Annotated in this window: 22 protein-coding genes; 5 read left to right on the top strand and 17 right to left on the bottom strand. The window is 28.0% G+C overall.

The features are described 5' to 3' along the window. Nucleotides 1-46: 46 nt before the first annotated feature. Complete coding sequence (locus tag LQE93_RS05860) at nt 47-796, bottom strand: hypothetical protein (RefSeq protein ID WP_186839596.1); 750 nt, start codon at nt 794-796, stop codon at nt 47-49. A gap of 230 nt (nt 797-1,026) precedes the next feature. Here LQE93_RS05860 and LQE93_RS05855 point away from each other — a divergent pair, with 230 nt between their 5' ends. Further along, nucleotides 1,027-1,359, top strand: coding sequence for a HesB-like protein (locus LQE93_RS05855; protein WP_055265258.1), 333 nt, complete (start codon nt 1,027-1,029; stop codon nt 1,357-1,359). Between the two features lie 38 nt (nt 1,360-1,397). Here LQE93_RS05855 and LQE93_RS05850 read toward each other — a convergent pair whose 3' ends face one another. The 15 genes from LQE93_RS05850 to LQE93_RS05780 form a co-directional block, all read right to left on the bottom strand. Continuing rightward, nucleotides 1,398-2,048, bottom strand: coding sequence for a hypothetical protein (locus LQE93_RS05850; RefSeq protein ID WP_055265260.1), 651 nt, complete (start codon nt 2,046-2,048; stop codon nt 1,398-1,400). 342 nt (nt 2,049-2,390) lie between these two features. Beyond that, the gene (locus tag LQE93_RS05845; RefSeq protein ID WP_231072596.1) at nt 2,391-3,719 is read right to left on the bottom strand and encodes a vWA domain-containing protein; all 1,329 of its coding nucleotides are present in this window, start codon (nt 3,717-3,719) and stop codon (nt 2,391-2,393) included. Nucleotides 3,720-3,729: 10 nt separating this feature from the next. Then, a complete protein-coding gene (locus LQE93_RS05840) occupies nt 3,730-4,815 on the bottom strand; it encodes an AAA family ATPase (RefSeq protein WP_055265264.1) in 1,086 nt (361 codons plus the stop codon). A gap of 24 nt (nt 4,816-4,839) precedes the next feature. After that, complete coding sequence (locus tag LQE93_RS05835) at nt 4,840-5,613, bottom strand: hypothetical protein (RefSeq protein WP_231072595.1); 774 nt, start codon at nt 5,611-5,613, stop codon at nt 4,840-4,842. A gap of 144 nt (nt 5,614-5,757) precedes the next feature. Next, complete coding sequence (locus LQE93_RS05830; RefSeq protein ID WP_231072592.1) at nt 5,758-6,852, bottom strand: DUF871 domain-containing protein; 1,095 nt, start codon at nt 6,850-6,852, stop codon at nt 5,758-5,760. 394 nt (nt 6,853-7,246) lie between these two features. Further along, on the bottom strand, nt 7,247-8,155 hold the full coding sequence (gene murQ / locus LQE93_RS05825; protein ID WP_231072703.1) for an N-acetylmuramic acid 6-phosphate etherase: 909 nt from the start codon (nt 8,153-8,155) through the stop codon (nt 7,247-7,249). Nucleotides 8,156-8,357: 202 nt separating this feature from the next. Further along, the gene (locus tag LQE93_RS05820) at nt 8,358-9,782 is read right to left on the bottom strand and encodes a PTS transporter subunit EIIC (RefSeq protein ID WP_231072590.1); all 1,425 of its coding nucleotides are present in this window, start codon (nt 9,780-9,782) and stop codon (nt 8,358-8,360) included. A 176-nt stretch (nt 9,783-9,958) separates the two neighbouring features. Continuing rightward, nucleotides 9,959-10,795 carry a MurR/RpiR family transcriptional regulator gene (locus tag LQE93_RS05815; RefSeq protein ID WP_231072589.1) on the bottom strand — a complete coding sequence of 279 codons (837 nt, stop codon included), beginning with the start codon at nt 10,793-10,795 and terminating at the stop codon, nt 9,959-9,961. Nucleotides 10,796-10,809: 14 nt separating this feature from the next. Next, nucleotides 10,810-11,604 carry a GTP pyrophosphokinase gene (locus LQE93_RS05810; protein WP_055265276.1) on the bottom strand — a complete coding sequence of 265 codons (795 nt, stop codon included), beginning with the start codon at nt 11,602-11,604 and terminating at the stop codon, nt 10,810-10,812. Between the two features lie 99 nt (nt 11,605-11,703). Continuing rightward, the gene (locus LQE93_RS05805) at nt 11,704-12,390 is read right to left on the bottom strand and encodes a metallophosphoesterase (RefSeq protein ID WP_055265278.1); all 687 of its coding nucleotides are present in this window, start codon (nt 12,388-12,390) and stop codon (nt 11,704-11,706) included. Between the two features lie 248 nt (nt 12,391-12,638). Beyond that, complete coding sequence (gene tyrS, locus LQE93_RS05800; RefSeq protein WP_055265280.1) at nt 12,639-13,859, bottom strand: tyrosine--tRNA ligase; 1,221 nt, start codon at nt 13,857-13,859, stop codon at nt 12,639-12,641. 229 nt (nt 13,860-14,088) lie between these two features. After that, nucleotides 14,089-14,502 carry a hypothetical protein gene (locus LQE93_RS05795; RefSeq protein WP_055265282.1) on the bottom strand — a complete coding sequence of 138 codons (414 nt, stop codon included), beginning with the start codon at nt 14,500-14,502 and terminating at the stop codon, nt 14,089-14,091. 125 nt (nt 14,503-14,627) lie between these two features. Next, nucleotides 14,628-15,776 carry an AlbA family DNA-binding domain-containing protein gene (locus LQE93_RS05790; protein ID WP_055265284.1) on the bottom strand — a complete coding sequence of 383 codons (1,149 nt, stop codon included), beginning with the start codon at nt 15,774-15,776 and terminating at the stop codon, nt 14,628-14,630. Nucleotides 15,777-15,969: 193 nt separating this feature from the next. Beyond that, a complete protein-coding gene (locus LQE93_RS05785) occupies nt 15,970-17,091 on the bottom strand; it encodes a Ger(x)C family spore germination protein (protein WP_148315751.1) in 1,122 nt (373 codons plus the stop codon). Beyond that, nucleotides 17,084-18,496, bottom strand: coding sequence for a spore germination protein (locus LQE93_RS05780; protein ID WP_231072587.1), 1,413 nt, complete (start codon nt 18,494-18,496; stop codon nt 17,084-17,086). The genes LQE93_RS05785 and LQE93_RS05780 overlap by 8 nt, the downstream gene beginning before the upstream one ends. 103 nt (nt 18,497-18,599) lie before the next feature. Here LQE93_RS05780 and LQE93_RS05775 point away from each other — a divergent pair, with 103 nt between their 5' ends. Both LQE93_RS05775 and LQE93_RS05770 read left to right on the top strand, forming a co-directional pair. Next, nucleotides 18,600-19,679 carry an endospore germination permease gene (locus tag LQE93_RS05775; RefSeq protein WP_231072585.1) on the top strand — a complete coding sequence of 360 codons (1,080 nt, stop codon included), beginning with the start codon at nt 18,600-18,602 and terminating at the stop codon, nt 19,677-19,679. 188 nt (nt 19,680-19,867) lie between these two features. After that, nucleotides 19,868-20,032, top strand: coding sequence for a zinc-ribbon domain-containing protein (locus LQE93_RS05770; RefSeq protein ID WP_055265290.1), 165 nt, complete (start codon nt 19,868-19,870; stop codon nt 20,030-20,032). A gap of 45 nt (nt 20,033-20,077) precedes the next feature. Here LQE93_RS05770 and LQE93_RS05765 read toward each other — a convergent pair whose 3' ends face one another. Then, a complete protein-coding gene (locus LQE93_RS05765; RefSeq protein ID WP_231072584.1) occupies nt 20,078-21,940 on the bottom strand; it encodes a nucleoside-diphosphate sugar epimerase/dehydratase in 1,863 nt (620 codons plus the stop codon). A 291-nt stretch (nt 21,941-22,231) separates the two neighbouring features. On the opposite strand from LQE93_RS05765, the gene trpS reads away from it, so the two are divergent. After that, complete coding sequence (gene trpS / locus LQE93_RS05760; protein ID WP_231072582.1) at nt 22,232-23,239, top strand: tryptophan--tRNA ligase; 1,008 nt, start codon at nt 22,232-22,234, stop codon at nt 23,237-23,239. Between the two features lie 67 nt (nt 23,240-23,306). Beyond that, nucleotides 23,307-24,521 (top strand): O-antigen ligase family protein, encoded by a 1,215-nt coding sequence (locus LQE93_RS05755; protein WP_231072580.1) that lies wholly within the window; start codon nt 23,307-23,309, stop codon nt 24,519-24,521. The last annotated feature ends 143 nt before the right edge of the window (nt 24,522-24,664 follow it).

Below are 24,664 nucleotides of genomic sequence, written 5' to 3'. Positions count from 1 at the left end.
TTCAACTTATTTTATGACAACTATATAAAAAAAGATGTAGCTTTCGCTACATCTTATCAAGAACTATTTTAAATTTTTGTAAAACTGCACTAACAATCTCTTTATCTAAAGGCTTATAATAATCTAATAATTCTGATTGTTCTAATGCATCATAAGCTTCTCTAGCCATTTCCATCCAATTTTCCGGTATATAAACCCATACTATTTCTTCATAGCTACAGCTTAATAAAAAATGCTCCATTCCAAAAAATGAATACTCCTCTATCTTATGTAAAGTATTAAAAGCTTCATAATCTTTAACAATCTGACTAGTTATTTTATATTCATAAATATCGGCATAGAAAAAATCAAATTCTTCTGATTCTGCTTCAAAAGCATCTTTATTAATAATAGTAATCTTAGGATTATATTTGAAATTGCAATTATATAAATCAATTACATCTTTGCTTATTTCATAAACTATAACTTCATCTACTTCTTCTTTCTTTGCCATTTCTTGAGCAACATATCCAAGACCTAGTCCTACTATACCAACTTTTCCTTTTGCTCTTTCTATGGCAAAATATGAACCTTCTATTTCTAAAGGTGTTAGTCTCATCCAAACATGATCGTAATCATGAACTAGTTCTGCTATCTTTAACCTTATTCTATCTTTTCTTTCATACAAGTACCCTTGAACGATTCCTTGTAATCCATCTATCCTCTTTATCTCAAAATCACCAATTTTACGAGGTCTTATCTTCCTATTATATTCCTTTATTTTACTTAAGACATAGTCTCTATCAAAAGGCTTCAATCTTAACAATCCCTTTCTATTTTTCGTACTTTAATTTTATCCCAATACCATTATACACTTTATATTATGCTAAACATAGTAAATATTATATTTACAATTTATAGAAATTTCAAGGTTTTTCTCATATGTTATTATTTTACAATATATACCTAAAAAACCTCTTGCCATTTCCGACTATTATGGTATACTATAAATATAATTTGAATATAAATAATATGAGGTGAATAAATATGAATAAATTTATAATAAGCGAAGAAGCATACAACGAATTTAAGGCATTTTTACAAGATAATGAAATAGAAAAATTCAGCATAAGAATTAACTTAGCAGGGTTTGGATGTAGTGGTCCAGCATTTAACATAACTGTTGACGATGCTAATGAAAATGACGTAGTTGAAACTATGAATGATATTACTTTCATAGCTGAATCAAAATTAATCGATGAATTTGGTGGATTTAAATTATTATCTTCAGAAGAAAATGGCGGAAGAGGTTTATCTTTAAAACCAGTTATCGAAGTTGAAGGTGGATGTGGATCTTGTGGAGGCGGTTGCCACCACTAAAAATAATAAGAGCTATTGATATATCAATAGCTCTATTTTTATAATTTAAACATATAATTTTTATATTTACTATTTATTTCTTCTATACCTTTTAATATATCTATCCAATATCCTTTATTAATCATCTTTTCGGCTTTTTCTTCACCTTCTAAATTACTTAACTTCTCTTCCATAAAACTATTGATATATGTGTTCAACTCATAAGATATCTCTTTCATAACCGAAATATCCATAGCTAATTTATCATCTAACTTAATTGAATTCATATCATTTGACATATAATTAATCAACAAGTTATATATTAGTCCTTCTATATTAGCAAATACCTCATTTTGGTCAGTTCCCGTTAAATCTACCTTATTATCCTTTTTAAACCATGAAGTTTCTATATTCTTTAAGTATTTTTCCCATAAGTTTAATTCTGCAATATTTATTAAATTATAATTTTTATACAATGTTAATATTTCTTCACTTGTAATACTCTGTGATGAAATACATCCCTCAAGAGTTAATAGGATAGATTCATTTCTTGTTCTTATCTCCTCTATACTCTTATTTATTTCATTTCCAATTTCTTTTTTATATTCTATTCCAGCTATACTTTGGTAAACGTTTACTAATAAGCTTATTAATAAAATTAAAGTAATAGTTAATATACAACTACTTTTTTTATCTAATTTATTATTCATAAATCTCCCCCCGACATGGTAATTATATCATAATTGTTAACTTCGAGAAAGAGTTAAATAAATTACAACTTAATTTAGCATTGTAAATAAAGGAAAGTGAGAGGCAATTTGGTTGAAGGTGGGCTGTGCAAAGGGGAAAATCAGTTAAAGCTGAAAGGAAAATATCACTGACGTAACAGAGAAACCATTGCCAACAGCAATAGAGAAAATATATATATTGCTACTTTCACTGCAATGACACTAGCATTTTCTCTTTAACATAGTTACCTTTCCATATACGATAGTAGTATTTCCCCTTCGACACAGTCGACTTTTCACCTGTAAATTTCACTCATATTTTATTTAGTTGTATTTACATACATGTATTTCATCTACTGTGCTTCTTAGCATATCAAGTCCGGTGCTCCCACCTGTACCTTCTACAGTATCTTTACTTATTCTCTTTATCTGTCCATAGGATTTAGTTAGAGATAATTCTTCTTTACCTGTTAATACCCAAATTGTATTTTTATTTATTGGTCTTATTTCTAATTCTTTTTCTCCCACACCATCAGTAAAGTAAATTAATATTACATTTCTCATATTATTAGATTTAATGTACTTAAATACTGGAGAAAACTTTGTAGACCCATTATTACTTTTTCTCTTTTTAATATCTTTAATAGAATTAATTTTATATATTCTTCTTATCTCATCATCACATTCTATAACAGTAATTATATTACCTCTTGATTTTGAAATTTCTAAAATTTCTATCATAATCTTATTTATTTCTTCATCAGTCATTGAAGCACTTATATCTATAGCCACTAATATTTCCGGTATATTATTAGGTAGCTCTCCCTTAAGGTCAAGTCTATCTGGCTGTCTTCTATTTCTTCTAGTTATACTCTTTTTTGCTCCTGCTCTAAGAGATGGAATCATTTTTTTTAATAACTTCTGCCACGATATTTCAGCTTTTTCTTCGTAGCCTAGTATAATTTGTCCTATTTCATCTGGGGCTTTTCCATTATAAGAGTTTATAGCTACAGTTTTTGCTAAGTTTCTGCTAATTTCCTGGGAAATTGAAGATTGCCACCATAAATCATGAGCATTCTTTATATTTATATCGCTCTTATCTTTTGTATCTATCTTTAAAGGTTCCTTTTTATCATTTATGGCCTTATGAAGCTTTTCAGCATAATATTCACAACTCATATTTTCTTGTAATTCTAAATTATATTTCATATTTATATTATGAAGCCTAGTATACTCCATAGGTATATTTTTTATAAATTGATTTATTGATATATCTAATGCAATATTTACTGCTAATTTATCATATCTTTGCCTTAAATCTCTTTCACGCTCATAATGATTAAACATAATATGATATATTTCATGCTTTATTAAAGCCTTCATTTCATTTTTAGTATAAGATAAAAAACTTTTTGGATTAAAACTCATTCTAAATCCATCAGTTACAGGTATTGTTACAATTGGCCATTCTATAGCAAAATCAACATTTCTTTTAGTCTGAATCATAAAAGAACCGAAAAAAGTATCTTCATTTTCCATCATTTCAATAACTAATGCTTCTATTAAACTCAAAAATTTCTTATCAAAATCTGATTTAGTATTTAGCTCTATATAATCCTTAATAAGCTCATCTTTAAATACATCAAAGTTCATAATACTACCTCTATTCGTAGATATCAAAGAAAGCTTCTATAAAGGTATCTTGACTTAAAATTTCCTTATATAATCCACCATTATAATCCTCTTTTATATCTTTCATAACGCCTAATCTTAAGTCTTTAGGATAGCACATTAAAACCTCTCCTAATATCTTAATCTTATCTCTATTTTCTTCTTCGTTTAATAATTGTACTAATCTCTTTGCTAACATATATAATCTTGAATGATTTTCTTTTTGAATCATTTCCTTAATTTCATATGGTATAAAATCATAATCTAGAAGATTTTCAGCTTTTATAAGGGGACTATTAAAGTTTCTAGCAAATCCAATAAAGTCTGTAGCTATTCCTCCACCTACATTACCTTTTACAGCATTGAAAATAATAGCTTCACTATATTTATCTTTATTATTTTTATACATTTTAAATGCTTTAGATACTCTCTCCCAGCTTCTAGGCGTTGGTTTTATATTCTCATTTGCATAAGGCATATGAAGGTAGTTTGGAAATTGTGATATAAATTCTATGACCTCTTCTTCAATATCAGCTTCATCAGTCATTGCCCATTTAATCCATTCTTTACTGTCTGAATCAACTTCAACCCATACGAATCTATCTTCTTGGGCAGCATCCATATCAATAACTTGATAATCACTATTTTCAAAATTATCATACTTATTTGATGGATTCATTGCTGCAATTATCTTTACTGATGAATCAAGCTTGTATCCGTTTATTTCTCTATTCAAAATCAAATTCATTAATTCTTGTTGAACAGCATGTTCACATCTGTTTAATTCATCTATAAATAGCACTACACCATCATACTTGTTATCATTCAATAAAGAAGATACTTCTGTTAACTTGTAATGTGTAGCATACTCAGTTCTTCCGTTATTTACAAATGGAAGCCCCCCTATTTCACCTTCCTTTAAAAGGTTAGCATCTATATTTACTATAGCTAAATTATTGTTCTTAGCTATTTGTCTTACCATTGAAGTTTTTCCTATACCACTTTCCCCTATTATTAGTGGAACATCATTAGTCATTGTTACTAATTCAATAGTATTCATTGCTTCTGTAAAATTCATTTTTATCTGCTCCTTATTTACTTACTAAAGCCCTAATTTATAATCTATTAATGTCATCTTCGCATTTTTACTTCCATAATTCTTAACGAAGTCTATCTTATCCATCTCTAATACTTCTAATTCTAAGAAGTCTCTCATATATTTATAATCAATATCATCTTTACATATCTTTTCTTGTATAATCTCTAATATAGTATCTATATCTATTGAATCATAAACATACTTTACTATGTTTATGTTATCTCCGATAAATATCTTTAAATCATCAAAATCATAGTTCATAATATAATTTATTGATTCTTCATCAATTTTTATAGCACATCTTCTAGCTTCTAATGTAGGATTATCTATAAATCTTATAGCTCCCCAGTAAGTTTCTATAGCTCTTATTTGAACTTCTTCACTTGGATTCTTTATGTACTTTATTGCATCAAAATCTTTTTCTACTGCTAAAAGCTTAATCTCCTCTGGTGGATTTTCTATAAACTGAATAGCCCATCCTTTAGATTTAACAGCTTCTCTCATAATATTGTTAGTTAAGTTTTTTACGTATTTTATAGAGTTCCATAAAAGTTGTACTGCTAATATTGCTAACTCCTCTGGTAAATCCTCTATATATTCTATACATAATGGATTATTTAAAATAGCTTCTCTCTTAACAACATTTGATGGATTATTTATAAATTTTATAACCATCCCGTTTCTCTTTACAGCTTCAATTTGTTCATCCTCTGTAGGATTCTCAATATTTCTTATATATAGTGGATCATTATATAACTTCTTAATATTTACACTCATAACTTCACCTTCAAAATCTTATTATATAAAGTATTATATATTATCTAATAATTATTATCAATTATAATTAAGTGTTTACTTAACTAAAATTCTCCTAAATAACCAAATCAATAAAAAAATAAAGTGTGAGCTATTGCTCACACCTTATTTTGCTTCTTTAAAGCAGAATCTTTGCCATGGTTTAATGTAATCTAAGATAAATACTTCTTCTTCTCTTATATGTCCAACTACATTAGTCTTACCGCTGTTAACCATATCTCTTAAAGCTATTTGAAGCTCTCCTGCATAATGGCCATATTCACTACTTTCTATTATTACATCTCCTCTTCTTATTATCTCTGGAGCATTAAATAATGCAAAATAGTGTCCTTTATACTTAACACGACTTTGTGTTGATCTTAAGAAATTATCAGAGTAATCCCCTCTATGGAAATGCATTTCTTCAAAAAGTATTTTTCTTTCTATTTCTGGTGTATTTTCATTTAATACAATATCAAATGTAACCATATCTTTTCTCATTGATCCTATAGCTTCTAATTCTTCATCTGTAGGATAACAATTTGAAATTATAATATCATTTATGTTATCTAAAGCAATTAAATGCTTAGCTTGAACATCAACTGGTAGGTTACGATGCATTTCTAAAGTTGGTAGTCCATCAGTTACTGGCCATGGACCAAATGTATTTTCATTTTGGCTTGTTATAAATGCAGCTGTTTTTAATCCAAGTTTATTGAACTTTTCTGTACATCTCATAAAGTGGTCAAAATTTAGTCCACTATAGTTATGAGGATAGAAGTTATGACAAGCTATTAATTTTTCTTTATTTGGCATATAATCCATTATTGTATCAATATAGTGAGTATAGTTACTCATATTTATTTCTATCTTTAAACCTTCTGGGTTAAATGTCATAGATGCTTCTTGGAATCCACCAAAACCTTCATCTAATCTTACTCCATCTGCTCCTATTTCTTTAAAGAAACTTAGGTTATCATAGCTGATTCCTAGCTTATCAAATACAGCTGGACTTACATCAACTATTATTTCAAAACCTTTACTTTTAGCATATTCATTTGTCTTTTTGAACTTTTTAACTATTTCTTCTCTGCTTTCATCTACAGATAGAAGACAAGAAAATATTCTAGAAAAACCATTTTCAGCAGCTTTATCTATATATCTTAAAATTTCCTCTTCTGTTGATTTTTCTTGATAAATAGAAATTCCTAATTTCCCCATAATCACATCTCCCAAATTAATCTTCTTATTATTTATGATTTCCAATTTAAATAAATTTATTTTATTGTTTTTATAACATATATACATTGTATTATACATGTATATACAACTTAATTTCAATATAATATTTTTGTAAAATATTTTTTATTATTGTGCGCTAATTCATTTATTTATTCTTATTCTTTAAATCAACTATATTCCTCATTTAACATTTTATAAAGTTATTAATATATTTATAAAAATATAATTTCCCCTCGTAAAGAATAAAAAATACTCATAGTAATTAATATCTACTTTCAAATTAGATATATATTTACTATAAGTATATTTTTTAATAAAATAACCTTTAATTATTCTAGTTATATATTTTAATAACTAAACCTTCTCTATCAGATTATTTAATACTCTCTAATGCTTTTCTAATATTGTTATCATTCTTATTTAATACATTTATGCTTTCTTCCTTATCTAGTTTTGATAATATCATAAAGATAGAAAGACGTACATCATTTCCTGATAATCTCATGTATTCTTCTGCTACTTCTCTTGTAACATCTGTACATTTCATTATTATTCCTTTAGCTCTTTCTACAAGCTTTTCATTCGTTGGTCTAACATCTATCATAAGATTTCCATAAACCTTACCAAGCTTAATCATAACCCCTGAAGAAATCATATTAAGTATCATCTTTTGAGCTGTTCCTGATTTCATTCTAGTTGATCCTGTTACTACTTCAGCTCCTACTACAGCTTCTATTGGGAATTCTGCTACTTTTGAAACTTCTGAATCGTGCACACAAGAAATTGACCCTGTACCTGCCCCTATTTCTTTTGCATATTCAAGTCCACCAATAACATAAGGTGTTCTTCCTGATGCTGCTAATCCTATAACCATATCTTTTTCAGTTAAGTTTATTGCTTTTAAATCTTCGACAGCTAATTCCTTAGAATCTTCAGCTCCTTCTTTAGCTTTAAACATGGCATCTCTTCCACCAGCCATTATACCTTGAACTAATTCAAATTCTACTCCGTAAGTTGGAGGACACTCAGATGCATCTAAAACGCCTAATCTTCCTGAAGTTCCAGCTCCAATATATATAAGTCTTCCACCTGACTTTATTCTTTTATAAGTTTCATCAACTGCATTTGCTATATTAGGTAAAACTTTTTCTACAGCTAAAGCAACCTTTTTATCTTCATTGTTAATTACAGTAACCATATCTAAAGTTGATAAATTATCTATATTTTTAGTATTTTCATTTACTTGCTCTGTATCTAATCTTTGTAAATTGATTTCCATGATGTACCTCCATGTATTCTTTATAAATTTATAATATAACATTTTGAATATTATTTCAATATTTTATTTATTTTTAGGAAATTAAATTTCTAAATTTCATTTTATCCTTTTTATAATTTTAAGAAAAAAGTCCAAAGATTATATATAATCTTTGGTACTTTATCTATTTATATTTTGTTTTTTACAAATATAATTCAAATATTAATTAAACATTTTTAACATCATTTTCTTTTATAAAGATTTGAGTTAATATAAATCCACCTACATAAGCTATTAATAATCCTATGAAGAAATTAAGCATAGAATCTGGTTGCATTAGTGGAATAGCTACTATTCCAGATGGCCCCCACGCATTTGCCATTACATGCGTAAACATGGCATATGCACCACCAAAACCTGCTCCTAAGCCTGCAGTTATAAATGGTTTTCCTAATGGTAAAGTAACTCCATATATTAATGGTTCACCTATTCCTAATATACCTGCTGGTAATGCACCTGTAATAACTTGAGTTAAGCTTTGATTTTTAACTTTCTTAGCTTTTATATATATAGCAATTGCTGCACCAACTTGTCCAGCTCCTGCCATAGCTAAAACTGGGAATAATGAAACTCCACCTAAAGCTTCTAATTGTAATGCATATATTGGAATTAATCCGTGATGTAATCCTAATAATACCATTGGTAAGAATAATGCTGCTAAAACATATCCTGAGATTACACTAACTATTGGATTAGTTGAGTTTATTAATAATCCTAAACCTGCAACTAACCAATCTGATACAAACCCTGATAATGGCATGATTATCATGACAAATATTACAGTTGAAATTATTAACGTTAACATTGGTGTTAATATTATATCTAATACATCTGGTACTATCTTTCTTATTTTCTTTTCAATAATAGATAATATAAATACTCCGATAATTACCCCGATAACTCCACCCTTACCTGTAGTTAATATAGATTTAAGGGCTACTTCTTCATTATATAAACCAAATATTCTAGAAATATCATTTATACCTGTCATTAATGACATAGCACCAAGCATTCCCCCGAAAGCTGGTGTTGCCCCAAACTTCTTAGCTGCATTAATACCAGTGAAAATTGCAAAATAACTTAAGAATCCTCCACCCATTAATGAAAGGAATGATCTTATTGTATTCCATACGTTACTATCTACAGCTAAACTTCCAGTGCTTTGTAAGTTTGTAATTAATCCAGAGAATCCATTAAATATACCAGCTGCTATAATTGCAGGTATTAATGGAACAAAAATTTCACCTATAGTCTTTAAAGCCTTTTTAAGTGCATTTTGCTTTTGTCCTGACTTTATCTTTTCTTTATTAGCTTCCCATTCTCCAACATTTTGAGTAATTTCTTTTACCCCTAAATCTTCTTTCATTATTGTACATAATTTAGCTGATTTACCAGGTCCAACAACAACTTGTACACCATCGCCTTCAACTACACCAAGTACACCTTCTAGTTTTTTAAGTTCGTTGATATTAACTTTTTCCATACTCTTAATATCTAATCTTAATCTTGTCATACAATTTTCAACGCTTAGTATATTTTCCTTACCACCAAGCTTTTCAATAATTTTTACAACTAATTCTTTATTTGTCACGCTCAATACCTCCTATAATTTATATATGTATTGTAACATTGTTTCATTTTCTTGTAAACATTTTCTGTAATTTTCTTTTATTTTTTTTCATTCTTTTTTAATTTTTATTTTTATTTCACCTAAATTATAGAAAAAAAGTAGATAGACCAAAAATAGTCTATCTACTTTTTAAGCTGCTATTTAATTCTATTAATTATATCTCTTGTTTTCTTTATATCTCTCTTAGTTCTTTCAAAATCATTTTTAGCTACTCCAAGATATAATATATCAACTATAGTTAATGCATCAATTCTAGAAGTTATAGCTCCAACTCTTAAATCTTTCTCATCATTTGGCAAATATACACTATAATCAGCTATCTTTGATAATGAATTTTTATTATATCTTGTAATAGCTATAGTTTTTGCTCCATTTTCTTTTGCTATCTTTAATGGAGTATTTACCTCTTTGGTTTCACCACTATAGCTTATTCCTATGGCAACATCCTCATTAGTAATATGAACAGATGATGATATTTGAGTATGAGGATCCATTTGGTATAATGAGTTCTTATTTATTCTAAGTAACTTTTGTTGCAAGTCCATTGCAACTATTCCCGAAGCGCCTATTCCAAATAAATATATTCTTTTTGCATTAACCATTGCTTCTACTATATTATTAATAGTATCAACATTTAAAAGCCCTATAGTTTCATCTATACTAGATGTATTAGATACCTTAACTTTCCTTATTATGTCATTAATTGAATCATTTTCACTTATTATAACACTAGTGTCATTTTCTCTTTCATCTCTATCTTTAGCTAAATCAACCTTTAATGCAGTAAAACCCTTATATCCTAAAGTTTTCGAAAATCTTACCACTGCTGCTGGTGATATATCCGCTTTGTCTGATAGTTCTTGTGCAGATAAGTTCACAACCTCTTCCTTATTTTTAAGAATATAATTAGCTAACTTTTTTTCAGTATTAGTAAAGCTATTAAATCCCTCTTTTATCTTAAATATACAGCTCATAATCTCACCTTTCATTAGTTGTCTTTATACTTTTCAATATCCTTCTTTATCATTGCTAAAAGATTTGAGAGTTCATAAACTTCTCCCTCTTCAATAAGTCTATTTAAAGCTACCTGATATCTACTTGCTTCAGCTACTTTCCCAGATGACATTAAAATTAAAATATTATTCATAATGTTAGAAATAATATCTGATTTAACCTCAAATAACTTTTGAGCATCTTTTATTTCATCCTTTATTTCCAGCATCTGTTCATCAAGGTCAAAAGCTGCATCTGCTGCTCTTTTTAATTTTACCTTAATCTCATCTGGAATGTGTTGTTTATATTTATAATTTAGAGAATGTTCAGTCGTAGCCCAAAAGTTCATAGCTAAAGTTCTTATCTGAAATTCAGCTAATATTTCTTTAGGTCCATCAGCCATATTAACTAAATACTTTATTATTACATGATAACTTCTATATCCACTTGCTTTTACATTTCTTACATAATCTTTTTCATAAAGTATTTGCATATCTTTTCTAGCTCTTAAAAGCTCTACAACCTTATCAATATCATCAACAAACTGGCACATTATTCTTATTCCAGCTATATCTTCCATCTCTTGAGCAACTCTATCTAAAGGTATTCCAAACTTATTAGCTTTTTCTAATAAACTAGATACTTCTTTTACTCTTCCTGTAACAAATTCAATAGGTGAATATTCATTTCTTTTTCTATATTCTTTTCTTAAACTTTTTAACTTTACTTTTAACTCTTCAACTGCCTGCTCATAAGGCAATAAAAAAGTTTTCCAACTTTGTATAGCCATTCGTAAACCACCCTTAATTTTACTCACTGTTCCATTATACCAAAATAATATGTTTATGTAATTATACTATCTTTTGTTACACATTCATAAAAATTTATTTTAAAGCAATCTTACTGGATCGAAATTTATAAAATCACAAGACGTATTCACATATTCTACTCCATCTACTGTATCATTTTTAATTTTTAAATTTGCTGGCCCATGAAGGTGTCCATATATAACCTTCTCCACTCCATACTCTTTAAAAACTTTAGTAAATTCTGTTTCATCATAATTTTCGTTTGTTGGTGGATAATGAACCATAACTATAAACTTAGAATATCCAGCATTCTTTGCCATATCTAATGATAATCTTAATCTTATAAGTTCTCTATCATATATTTTCCTATCATGCTGAGTAAATTTATCACTATCTGGTGAAGTCCATCCTCTAGTTCCACATACTGCATAATCCTCATAAGTATAAAAGTTATTTTGTATAAACTTAGTATTTTCGTACATCTTATTTAGTTTACTAATACTTTGCCACCAATAATCATGATTCCCTTTGGAAATAATCTTCTTTCCTGGTAAACTATCTATCCAATCTAAATCATACTTACTATCTTCAGCTCTCATGGACCAAGAAATATCTCCTGCTATAAGAACAGTATCTTCTTCGTTAATTTTACTTTCCCAATTCTTCTTTATCTTTTCATCATGATTTAACCATCTTTCACCAAAGATGTCCATAGGCTTATCAACATTAAAAGCCAAATGCAAATCTGATATCGCATATAAAGCCATTAAATTTTCTCCTTTAATAAAATCTTTCTTTCATAATTTATATTATATTCTAATTACTTTGTCTGTAAAATTTTTATACTACATTTATAATTATTAACTAACATCAAATAATTAATAGATAATAATTAATAATTATTTTAGAAATTTCTACTCAATTTATAAAATATATTTAAAAAATACTTAATGATATTATCTTTAATTATTAATTTAAAAGAGTTGCCAAACTAGCAACTCTTTTTACAGCATTATTATTCTACTACTATTTTATTGTAGTTTTTCTTTCCTCTTTTAATTAAAGCTTCACCATCTTTTAAGTCAGCTTCTGTTAACACTGTTGCAATATCAGTAACCTTTTCTCCATTTAAAGATAATCCACCTTGTTGAATAAGTCTTCTACCTTCTGCTTTTGATGGTACTATCTTAGTTTGAGCCATTATATCTAATATTGAAGTTCCTAGAAGTTCTTTTGATATTGTAACAGTTGGAACGTTACTCATATCAGCTCCACCTGCAAATAATGCTCTTGCTGCAGCTTGAGCTTTTGTAGCTTCTTCTTCTCCATGAACAAGCTTAGTAACTTCAAATGCTAATACTTCTTTAGCTTTATTTATTTCTGAACCTTCTAAGGCTCCTAATCTTCTTACTTCATCCATTGGTACAAATGTTAATAACGCTAAACATTTTTCAACGTCTGCATCATCAACGTTTCTCCAGTATTGGTAGAAATCAAATGGTGATGTCTTGTTTGGATCTAACCATAAAGCTCCACCTACTGTTTTACCCATTTTTTGTCCTTGGCTATTAGTTAAAAGAGTACATGTCATAGCCATTGCTTGCTTTTGACTCTTTCTTCTTATAAGGTCAGCTCCAGCTAACATATTTGACCATTGGTCATCTCCACCAAGTTGCATTTTACATCCATACTTTTCACTTAATACGTAGAAGTCATATCCTTGCATTAACATATAGTTAAATTCTAAGAATGAAAGACCTTTTTCTAATCTTTGCTTAAAGCACTCAGCTGTTAACATTCTATTTACAGAGAAATGCATTCCAACTTCTCTTAAGAAATCAACATAATTTAAGTTAAGTAACCAATCAGCGTTGTTTACTAATATAGCTTTATCATCAGAGAAGTCTATAAACTTTTCCATTTGCTTCTTGATGCATGAAACATTATGAGCTATTTGTTCTTTAGTAAGCATTGATCTCATATCTGTCTTTCCTGATGGATCTCCAACCATAGCTGTTCCTCCACCGATTAAAGCTATTGGTCTATGTCCAGCTCTTTGCATATGAGCCATAAACATCATAGCTATGAAGTGACCTACATGTAAACTATCTGCAGTTGGGTCAAAACCTATATAAAAAGTAACTTTTTCCTTTTCTAATAATTCTCTAGTCTCATCTTCATGAGTAAATTGTTTTATATATCCACGATCTAGTAATTCGTCTAAAACATTAGCCATTACAGTAACCTCCTACGTTTTTCTCTATATACAGTATATCTATAAAAACTTTCTTTATCAAGAAACTTTTCAAAAAACACCATTCATCATTACACTACAATTATATAATTTCAAGTTAGCTTCACTCACTATTACATAAGCAATGTATCATTAATATAATCCCTACTAAAAGAGGAGTTGCACCCGCAACTCCTCTTTGTTTGTATATATCAAGTTAGTTTTTCCGTATTTATGCTACATATTCCTTTATGCAATCTGGTACTTCTTCTGTACTATCTACATTTACATTAATATAAACGTTAATTCCAAATTTCTCAGTTATACCTGCAATCTTTTTAAATAACTCAGTAGATTCTTTCATAGTGCATTTAACTATATTTGATAAGCCATCGATATAGATATTTTCTATATCGTAATTAGATGATATTATTCCACAAAGCATCCCATAAAAACTATCACAATCACAAACTCTAAACTCATTAGTTTCTACAAATCTTATTCCAGTGTGTAATTGAAACATCGGTCTGCAGTCATCATCGATATAAACTGAATCTCCTTTTGATTCTAAATATTGATTATTAGCTAATTCTATTAATCTTTTAGTCTTTCCTGAACCTCTTCTTGCACAAAAAACTTGAATCATTGGAATCACTCCTTCTATTAAATTATTATAGATGTTTATACATCTAATTATTGACCTATTAAAATTTTTTATTAAGTTTATTTATTAACTTTTCCTTAACACTATTGTTCGCAAATAATCTTTTATTATTCATCTTTATAGTATGGCAAAATCACTTTGAAACAATTTTCAACAACTGAATTTATTAGTTTCACTGATCCTCTTCCTTTAAATGCGTTTTTCATTCTTTTAATACCGAAGCCATCATTGGTAAAGGTATTATCTTTATCTAAAGATATTAGTTTTTCATATATCCACATATTCCTACTGTTATATTTTATATTCTTTCCTTTATTATTTTTAATAATCATTTGACCTGGGCTTAAAATAATAACTGATTTTTTAGTTACTATTACTTCTATCATCTTATTGAAAATAGAATACTCCCTATATAGTACTGCATTTTTTACTGCTTCCATAACAGCATCTATAGGATAACCCACTTTTAATATATTTCTTAATTCTTTCTCTGTTTCGTGGATTATGTTTAAAAGATTCCCACCTATAGTGATAACGTTATCTTTAGAATCGTTACTCTTGTCTACTATTTTCACCATGTTTTGTGGGATGCATATATTGTTTATATCTGAAAATACTAATAATCCCCCTAGAGTACATCTATAAACTTTATTACTTGTATCTAAATATATAATACCTGCACTTTCTAAGAGATATTTTTCATTCTCTTTATTTATATATATTCCTTTACTTTGAAAATATTTACTTACTAACTCCATATTTAAAAAATCTATTGTACTTTTCATTATAGGACATGTTTCAACTATCAAAAGTAGATTTTCTTCAAATGCTGCTACTAATTCCTCTTTTCTCATAGTATCAGTTGTTGACCCTCTACGTATATTAAAGGCACCTGTCTCTCTAATCTGATAAGGTTTTTGTCCTCCATCATAAATGACTATTATTCCAACTTTCTTATCTTTCACATCTACTATCTCTACCATTATTGGTATAGGTGGTTCACATCTACTAGATACTATTTGTTGTATCTTCTCTTCATTTAAAGAATTTAAATCTTTAACACCAACAATCTCTCTACTTTTATCTTCTACACCAACTATGATATATCCTCTTCCCCCTCGAGAATTTGCTATTGCACATACATCTTTAGCAAGCTCTTTCTTACAAGACTCATAATCTAAATATAGTTCTCTCTTAAAATCTACTTTTATTCCTTCACCTTTTGCAATTATAGATAATAATTTTTTTTCTTCCATACTTAAGCCCCAAAATATTGGTATACTATATAATATTCATTTAATTGTAAAAATGCCCTACTTTCAATTAATATTTAATAAAGAATAATTAATAATTTATGAATAAAATTAGCAGTATTGCTTTTAACACACAAAAAAAGAAACTGCCTAAACAGTTTCTTCAATAATTCTTAACTTTTAACTCTTAAATAAATCAAAGGCTATTTCTTGTAACTCCTGTACCTTTGATAGTTACTTTTGTATTAACTTCTATATCAGTATACTTTAACGGATTAGCTATCTCACTCTTCGGATAGTAAACCTCTACCATTCTTTTTATATCAAATAAATCTAAGTCCTTATCCTTATATTTATTAAAAATAAACTTTGCATATTCATTTACAAAAGCTTCTTCATTTTTAGTTATATAATTTAACACATCACTATCTACTACAAATTGTTCCTGTGCTTCTGCAACAGATACATCAATACCTATATCCTTAACTAATATAAATTTACCTCCTTCATATTTAAGACTATCTTTCACATTACTATCTAAAATTTGAAGTGTAATAAATCCATCATCACTTTGTGGATTAGGTATTTCTAAGTTTCCTTGCTTAATATTACGAGTTAAAAGATTATATGCAACAACATCTTCTGCTGGCATATTTTCCACTAACCTATTATTTTTAAATACTGCTCCTTCACCAATCTCTACTTTTTCATCTATAGCATCTTTCTTTAATTTCATAGCAGATAACATTAATGTATTGCTTCCCATTAGAGTATTGCTTAAATAATAGTTTATATTAGATTTAATAAATTTAGCATCATTATTATCTGTTTTAACTAATTCATTTAAAAATAACCCTAAATACTCCTCATCACTAGATGTTATTTTTAAAAGTTCTTGCACATCCCCATAATATACAAATGCGCTACTCTTCATTTGAAATTCGTTATTGTCATTTATTAAATCTAAAAACTTCTTTATACCTTTTTGCGCTGCTCTCTCAGTAAATATATAAGCCTTAGTTTGACTATAATTTAGCTTATATCCTGATATCATATTTATGTTACTTAAAGCTTCAACTACTGTTTTTCCTTCACCCTTATAAATAATTCTTTTACCTTTGTCTGAACTGTCATTAGTACTTCTATAAGGTTTTATACAATCTAAATAAATTATAGTTCTTCCTAATTCGTCGACATCAAATATAATACTTGTGCTAAAGGTTACTCTATTAATATCTCTATAGTTAAAACACCCAGTTAATAAAAGAGGCAAAACAATTATAATTAAAAGACTTACTGCACTAAATTTTCTAATCAACTTTTTCCCTCCTAAGTATAACCTTCTTTGATATCCTATCTAATCTACCTCTAAAAAGTACATCTTTAAAACTATACTGCTCTGTACTTCCCATTGGGAATAAAAATGGATATCCAACTGAATCTAATTCACATATTTGAATTATAAATATCAATGAACCTGCAAAAAATCCTGGCAATCCAAAAGCTGCACTAGCTAAGGATATTACTATTGACCAAAAAGATAACGCTCCATGTATCTTAGGGATTAAGAAATAACTTAAAGTACTAAGAGCTATTACAATTATAGTTATCCTTGAAGCTATTCCTGCTCCTACAGCCGCATCTCCTAAAATAAGTGCAGATACTATACTCATTGCACTACCTATTGGGTGTGGTAGCCTTAAACCTGCTTCCTTTATAAATTGGAATGCAAACATCATTACTAATACTTCTATAAATGTTGGTATAGGAACCCCTGCTCTAGATACAGCTAATCTAAAAATAAATAACGTTGGTATCATTGAAAAATGATATGTGATTATTGCCACATATAATCCTGGTAAAAATGCAGCTATAAAAAACGCTATCCATCTTAACACACGATTAAAATTTGTATAATACCTGTTTAAATAGTAATCATCAGGCATTTGAAAATTTTCTAAAAAGAAATATGGTACTGTAATAACAAACGGTGTTCCATCAACTATTATACCAATCCTTCCTTCTACTAGCTTTGCCGCTATTTCATCAGGCTTTTCAGTATAACCTACAGTATCAAAGAAAGATTTTTGCTTCTTTAAATTAGCTTCTATATAGTTTGTATCTAAAATGAATCTTAAATCTAAATTTTTTATTTTTTCTTTTATTGAGTTAACTAATTCATCTGGTGCTATTCCTTTAATATATGTTATCGCAACAGCTGTGTTAGATTCTTCTCCTAATACTACAGCTTCAAATTTAAGATTAGGATTTTTAAGTTTTCTCCTTATTAGTGCTACATTATCTACAATAAGCTCATTAAATCCTTCTTTTGGCCCTTTCAATACTGACTCTGTTTCCGGTATACCAATACCTCTTCTAGGAAAATTCTTAGCTTCGCAATATATTATTTCTTCAAAGTTTTCATATATTAAAATTGCGTCTCCTTGTAGTACATGCGATATTGCATCATCTACATCCTTTGCCAAGCCAGCCATATTCATATCAAGGACCTTATCTAAAAGGTCTTGAGGTGTAGTTATTTTACTATCTTTTAACTTTCCAAAACCTCTTAATGGAAGTATTGTATATTCCATTAGCCAAGTTCCATTACATAAGTCATCAATAAAAATTAAAGTTGCATCACCTAATATAGTTTTAATATCTCTATATTTTACATCAAAACAACCTTCAAAATTGTCTTTAATTTTCTTTAGTTTATCCATCTTCATCACCTAAAGATATTATTCCTCCAGCTAGGTTTAATATTCATTTTTTAGCTAATAATAAATAGAGTAAACTTTATATATTGAAAAAGAGAGGTTAAATATGAGTAAATTATCAGCAAAACACTTTGTACTTTTTATATTTGGAGTGACCTTCATATCCTTTAAGACATATTCTTCATTATTTATAGCTGAAGGGGGAAGGGATACATGGATTTATACAATAATAGCATACATAGTCTTTTTAGCTTTTGCTATGTACTTAATTTATATTATGGACTCAAGAAAGACTTATGATTTAACTCAAATTTTCACCTTAGGACTTTCAAAAACACTAGGTAACATACTATTATTTATATTTTCTATAGGACTTTTTTTAGCTGCACTTGAATCTGCAACAGTAGAAGCAAATGCTATAAAAACAAACTTCTTTATAGAAACCCCAGTTTGGTATATATTATTTTTTTTCCTATTACCATCATTTTTTATAATAGGAAAGAAATTTACTACACTACTAATCTTTGTTATATTAACTTCTGGTTCCTTAATACTTAACTTTATAAACCTTTCACTAGTAACAGAAAAATATAAACATATGAAATATATTCTACCTGTGTTTGGTAATGGAATTGGAATAGAACTTATAAATACCTCATTATTGATAATTGGCTCTCTTTCTGCTTTTGTAATTGCATTGCCATTTTTAAAATATTTAAATAAAAATAATAAATTAAAAAAACATAGTTTAATAGCCTTAGCTATTGTTGGATTTATATGTGTATATTCTATTATTGGAACTCTTGCTACCTTTGGTCCATTAAGAGCTAGCAATATCTTTTACCCTGAATATGTTCAAAGTCAACTTGTACAAATTGGTGGATTTTTAGAATTCGGAGAATTTTTCTTTGTATTTCAAACTGTAATCGGAATGTTTGTTAAATACATAATTGCTACATGTGGTATCTACCTAATTTACGAAAAGCAAATAAAAAGCAGAAAAGCTTTTATAACTATATATTCAATAGCTATATTTATATTTGCTTGCTTTTTATCCCGAAATAATTACACATTATTTAATGTATTAAAATATTATCAATACATTAACCTTGTAACCTTTGTATTAGTACCACTTATAGCATTTTTATCTTTCCAAATAAATGTGCATAAAATAGCTAAAAAATAATTAAAAATACCATATGTATTTTAATTGCATTTATACCATATTATGCTATAATGATAGTGTAATCAAAAATTTGGAAATTCTCTTATAATAAGATAACGTAGTCTTTACCCTTTAAATTCATTTGGGGTGTATAGGTAATTATGTAATTATGGAGATTAACCCAAAGAATTTCTAGGAGGTATTTTAAAATGGAAGATAAGAAGATTATCTGTAAAGATTGTGGAAAGGAATTTGTTTTCACAGTTGGAGAACAAGAATTCTACAAAGAAAAGGGATTTGAAAATGATCCAGTTAGATGTCCTGAATGTAGAAAAGCTAGAAAAGCTCAAAGACCTAACAGAGAAAGAAGATAATTGCATAAAATAAGCCCTAACCTTAATTGGTTAGGGTTTTTTTATCTATTCTTTACTTGCAGCAACTTCAGCATCTTTTTGTTGATTATATGTTGGAACAATTTCATGAAGCTTCTCTCTAAGCATCACTTTATTTCCACTTTCAGCAATCTTCATTATTTCATCAATCTTCAATTTAAGAATATCTAAATCAAAAGTTGAAGGTTTCCCTATAAATATCTTTTTATGCTTTGTTTCTGTAAGACCTTCTTCACTCATTAACAATTCTTCATAAAGTTTTTCACCTGGTCTTAATCCTGTAACCTTTATTTCTATATCTTTACCTGGTTCATAACCTGATAACTTAATTAAATTAACAGCAAGGTCATAAATCTTAACAGGTTTACCCATATCTAATATAAATATTTCTCCACCCTTCGCATAAGCTCCTGCTTGAAGAACTAATTGTGCTGCTTCAGGTATTAACATAAAATAACGTATTATATCAGGATGAGTAAGAGTTACAGGGCCACCCTCTGATATTTGCTTTTGAAATAATGGAATAACTGATCCATTGCTTCCTAAAACATTACCAAATCTAACAGCAACAAAGTCTGTTTTGCTTCTTGCATTTAAAGCTTGAACTATCATTTCACAGAATCTCTTAGTTGCTCCCATTACATTAGTTGGATTAACCGCCTTATCAGTGGATATTAATACAAACTTATCACATCCATATTTATCTGCACATTCTCCAACATTTAAAGTTCCTTTAACATTGTTCTTTATAGCTTCACTAGGGTTAAATTCCATTAGAGGTACATGCTTATGAGCAGCTGCATGGAATACAACGTTTGGTCTATATTCGGCAAATATTTCTTCTAACTTCTTCTTATCTCTTACAGATGCAATAAGTACATCCTTATCAAGTTCTGGCATATTTCTGCTTAATTCATTTTGTAAATCATAAACAGAATTTTCGTATATATCAAGTATAACAAGCTTTTTAGGCTTGAAAGTTGCTATCTGTCTGCAAAGTTCGGATCCTATTGATCCACCTCCACCAGTAACTAATATAACTTTATCTTTAATATATTCATTTATTCCTTCTTTATCTAAGACAATTTCATCTCTTCCTAATAAATCCTTAAGATCAATATCTCTAACATGTCTTAAATCTATTTGCTCATCAATAGTTTCATAAAAGCTTGGAACTATCTTAACTTTAGCTTTACTTTCCTTACATATATCTAATATCTCACTTTTTGTTTTGGCATCTAAAGATGGCATAGCAAAAAATATAGTTTTTACTCTATTATCCTTAACAGCTTCTACTATTATATTTTTATTACCAATTACCTTTACGCCTTTTATATACTTACCTTTTTTATTAGGATTATCATCAATTAATCCAATAATTTTATACTTTTTATCAGTTGCTCTTCTAAGCTCTTCAATAAGTAAACTTCCACAAGCTCCTGCTCCATAAATAAGAACTCTTTCTCCATTACCTAAATATATGTTTCCATATAAAGATATTCTTCTAATAAATCTATAAGAAAGTCTTATTCCTAATACAAACGCTGTTATAAAGAAGCAAGATAATATTGTAACTACTCTTGGGATTCTAAATGGCATAAACTCTAAAACTGTAAAGTTTATTAATCCTGCAATAAAACACCCTGCAATTCCAAGAATAACTTCATCTATACCTGCTATTCTCCAAATACTTCTATACATCTTAAACAACGCTAGTATTCCGATATAAGAAATCAATATTAATGGTAAATACGTAACATATATATCATTATAAAGTTCATTATAAATTGATCCTAATCTTATATAAAAGCTTATCATATAAGCTGCATTAATTAGAATAATATCCAGTATTACTAACATTAAAATCTTAAACTTATTTTCATGTTCCATAATTATTATCCTTTCACAATAAACATTTTTACTTGGATTTTATTAACATACAAATTATATCAACTTTAATCTTCTAAAGCAAATTTCTACTATTAAATTATTCTTAATTTTTAATAATATAATAGAATTCTCTATTAATAGTATGTACTTATCTAATAAAAGAATTTCTTTAATTTAATAAGTTTATATAAAAACTCAAATTACCACCATTTCATTGACATAAAATTGTGGTAAATCTATAATTATACTTATGTAAAGTATTTCGTAAAATATTGAAATGAGGTGTTTCCATTGGAAAATAATATACAACAAAAAAAGATAATATTTAGTGGAATAAAGCCATCTGGTGATTTAACTTTAGGTAATTACCTTGGGGCTATAAAAAACTGGGTTAAATTACAAGATGAATATGATTGCTACTATTGTGTTGTAGATTTACATGCAATAACAGTTAAGCAAAATCCAGCTGATTTAAGAAAAAGAACTCTTGAAGTTTTAGCAATATATATTGCTTCAGGTATAGACCCTGAAAAGAATACTCTATTTATACAATCACATGTACCAGCCCACTCAGAGGCTTCATGGCTTTTAACATGTAATAGCTATATGGGTGAATTAAGTAGAATGACTCAATATAAAGATAAATCTCAAAAGATGGGTGAATCAATTGGTTCTGGCTTATTTAATTACCCAGTATTAATGGCAGCGGATATATTACTATATAATTCTAATTTAGTTCCTGTTGGAAAAGATCAAATGCAACACTTAGAGCTTGCTAGAGATTTAGCAACTAGATTTAATAATACTTATAGCCCAACATTCACTATTCCTGAGGGATATGTTCCAAAAGAAGGGGCTAAAATTATGGACCTACAAGATCCAACTAAGAAAATGTCTAAATCAGAAGAAAATCCAAATTGCTACATATTAATTATGGATTCTCCTGAAGTTATTAGAAAAAAAATATCTAGAGCTGTTACTGATAGCATAGGTGTTATCAACTACACTGATGATCAACCAGGAGTTAAAAACTTAATTAATATTATTTGTGCAATAAAAAATATAACTCCTGACGAAGTCGTAGAAAGTTATAAAGGAAAAGGCTATGCTGACTTAAAAAATGATGTTGCGGATATAATTATAGATGAACTATCTCCTGTCCAAGAAAGAGTTAAAACATTATTATCAGATAAAAAGTATTTAGAAGATATATATAAAAACGGCGCACAAAAAGCTAGCTACGCAGCTAATAAAACACTTAGAAAAATGCAAAAGAAAATTGGATTAATTCCACGCTAATAAATTTAAATTGAGTAATACAGATTTTTTCTGTATTACTCAAAAATATATCTTAAGAGGTTTAATTATGTATATTTTTGAAAATTTAGTACAATTGGTCTTAATTGCACTTTTAATTTTATATCCCATACTGCCTAGCTACGGTAAATTTAATGCTGATATGCTAATAGTTTTGTTAGCCCTTATACAAATCTTAAACTTGTTACTTAATAAAAGTATTCGTAAATCATTTTTTAATTATCTAATTAATTTAAAAAATAATATAATATTTATTTCATTGATGTTATTTAACTTAAGTATGTATATTTCAGTAATACCAGCTACTAATAAAGCTACAACTATAGGTAACAGCATAAGATTCTCTATGTATTTATTTATCTTTTTAGTTTTACTATTTAATTTAAGAGATAAAAAAAGATTTTATTTATTTTTAAATACATTTGTTTTTTCCAATTTAATAGTAGGGCTTTATGCTATTTACCAAAGTATATTTAAGTCATCTATTATTGATGAAGCCCACAGAATAACATCTACCTTAGAAAATTCTAATAATCTTGGTGCATATACTATATTATCAATTTTCATTGTATTTGCTCTTATTTGTAAAAGTAAAAAAATATCTATAAAATTTATGTATGCTTTAGTTTTCATAGCACAACTATTTAGTTTAATAACTTGTCAATCAAGAAACGCTTTATTAGCATTATTTGTGGGATCATTTTTATTTGCAATACTTTATAAAAAGCAATATCTTATTATTACTTTAGTTCTTCCAATTATACTACTTATAATTCCAGCTGCTAGAGTTAGATTTTTTGAAATCTTTGATTTTTCACAAAATATATCAAGATTAAAAGTATGGAAGATAAGTTTATTAATGATTAAAGATAACTTTTTATCTGGTGTAGGATATGAAAACTTTCAATATTTATATAAAACATATGTTAGTAAAAATATGCATCTTCGAGTATGGGATGGATATCAAGCATATCATCCACATAATATTTTATTAAAAGTACAAACAGAATTAGGAATTATAGGGACAATAACCTTTTTGCTATTTATTATTTGTGTTGTAGTTACATGTTATAAATCCTTAAAGCAAAATTATCATACAAATAATAAAATTCTTATAATAGGATTTATTTCTTCCTTTTTTGCATTTCAATGGATGAATATTATAGATAATTTTTATACTCCACCTAAGCTACTTATTACTATGTTTATAGTTTTAGCTTTTCTTAATTACTCTAATTCAAAACCGAAATCAATTTTCAAATAAAAAAGGGGCTGTATCAAAAAAAATTTGATATTTGCCGATAAAGAAAAGGAAGTTCGAATTTGAACTTCCTTTTTTGCGCATAGTAATAATATGAAAAACTTCACAAAAAATGTGATTCCTATGCAACAAATAGGATTTGCATT

Source organism: Clostridium sp. NSJ-145 (assembly GCF_021044725.1).
Taxonomy (GTDB): Bacteria; Bacillota; Clostridia; order Clostridiales; family Clostridiaceae; genus Clostridium; species Clostridium disporicum_B.
The sequence above is the reverse complement of the archived record's forward strand: the minus strand, read 5'-3'. Positions and strand labels throughout refer to the sequence as shown.

Coding starts and splice junctions, on each gene's coding strand:
- LQE93_RS05855 (WP_055265258.1), top strand. CDS start 1,027: ATGAATAAATTTATAATAAGCGAAGAAGCATACAACGAATTTAAGGCA.
- LQE93_RS05850 (WP_055265260.1), bottom strand. CDS start 2,048: ATGAATAATAAATTAGATAAAAAAAGTAGTTGTATATTAACTATTACT.
- LQE93_RS05845 (WP_231072596.1), bottom strand. CDS start 3,719: ATGAACTTTGATGTATTTAAAGATGAGCTTATTAAGGATTATATAGAG.
- LQE93_RS05840 (WP_055265264.1), bottom strand. CDS start 4,815: ATGAATTTTACAGAAGCAATGAATACTATTGAATTAGTAACAATGACT.
- LQE93_RS05835 (WP_231072595.1), bottom strand. CDS start 5,613: ATGAGTGTAAATATTAAGAAGTTATATAATGATCCACTATATATAAGA.
- LQE93_RS05830 (WP_231072592.1), bottom strand. CDS start 6,852: ATGGGGAAATTAGGAATTTCTATTTATCAAGAAAAATCAACAGAAGAG.
- LQE93_RS05815 (WP_231072589.1), bottom strand. CDS start 10,795: ATGAGCTGTATATTTAAGATAAAAGAGGGATTTAATAGCTTTACTAAT.
- LQE93_RS05810 (WP_055265276.1), bottom strand. CDS start 11,604: ATGGCTATACAAAGTTGGAAAACTTTTTTATTGCCTTATGAGCAGGCA.
- LQE93_RS05805 (WP_055265278.1), bottom strand. CDS start 12,390: ATGGCTTTATATGCGATATCAGATTTGCATTTGGCTTTTAATGTTGAT.
- tyrS (WP_055265280.1), bottom strand. CDS start 13,859: ATGGCTAATGTTTTAGACGAATTACTAGATCGTGGATATATAAAACAA.
- LQE93_RS05795 (WP_055265282.1), bottom strand. CDS start 14,502: ATGATTCAAGTTTTTTGTGCAAGAAGAGGTTCAGGAAAGACTAAAAGA.
- LQE93_RS05790 (WP_055265284.1), bottom strand. CDS start 15,776: ATGGAAGAAAAAAAATTATTATCTATAATTGCAAAAGGTGAAGGAATA.
- LQE93_RS05780 (WP_231072587.1), bottom strand. CDS start 18,496: ATGGATAAACTAAAGAAAATTAAAGACAATTTTGAAGGTTGTTTTGAT.
- LQE93_RS05775 (WP_231072585.1), top strand. CDS start 18,600: ATGAGTAAATTATCAGCAAAACACTTTGTACTTTTTATATTTGGAGTG.
- LQE93_RS05770 (WP_055265290.1), top strand. CDS start 19,868: ATGGAAGATAAGAAGATTATCTGTAAAGATTGTGGAAAGGAATTTGTT.
- LQE93_RS05765 (WP_231072584.1), bottom strand. CDS start 21,940: ATGGAACATGAAAATAAGTTTAAGATTTTAATGTTAGTAATACTGGAT.
- LQE93_RS05755 (WP_231072580.1), top strand. CDS start 23,307: ATGTATATTTTTGAAAATTTAGTACAATTGGTCTTAATTGCACTTTTA.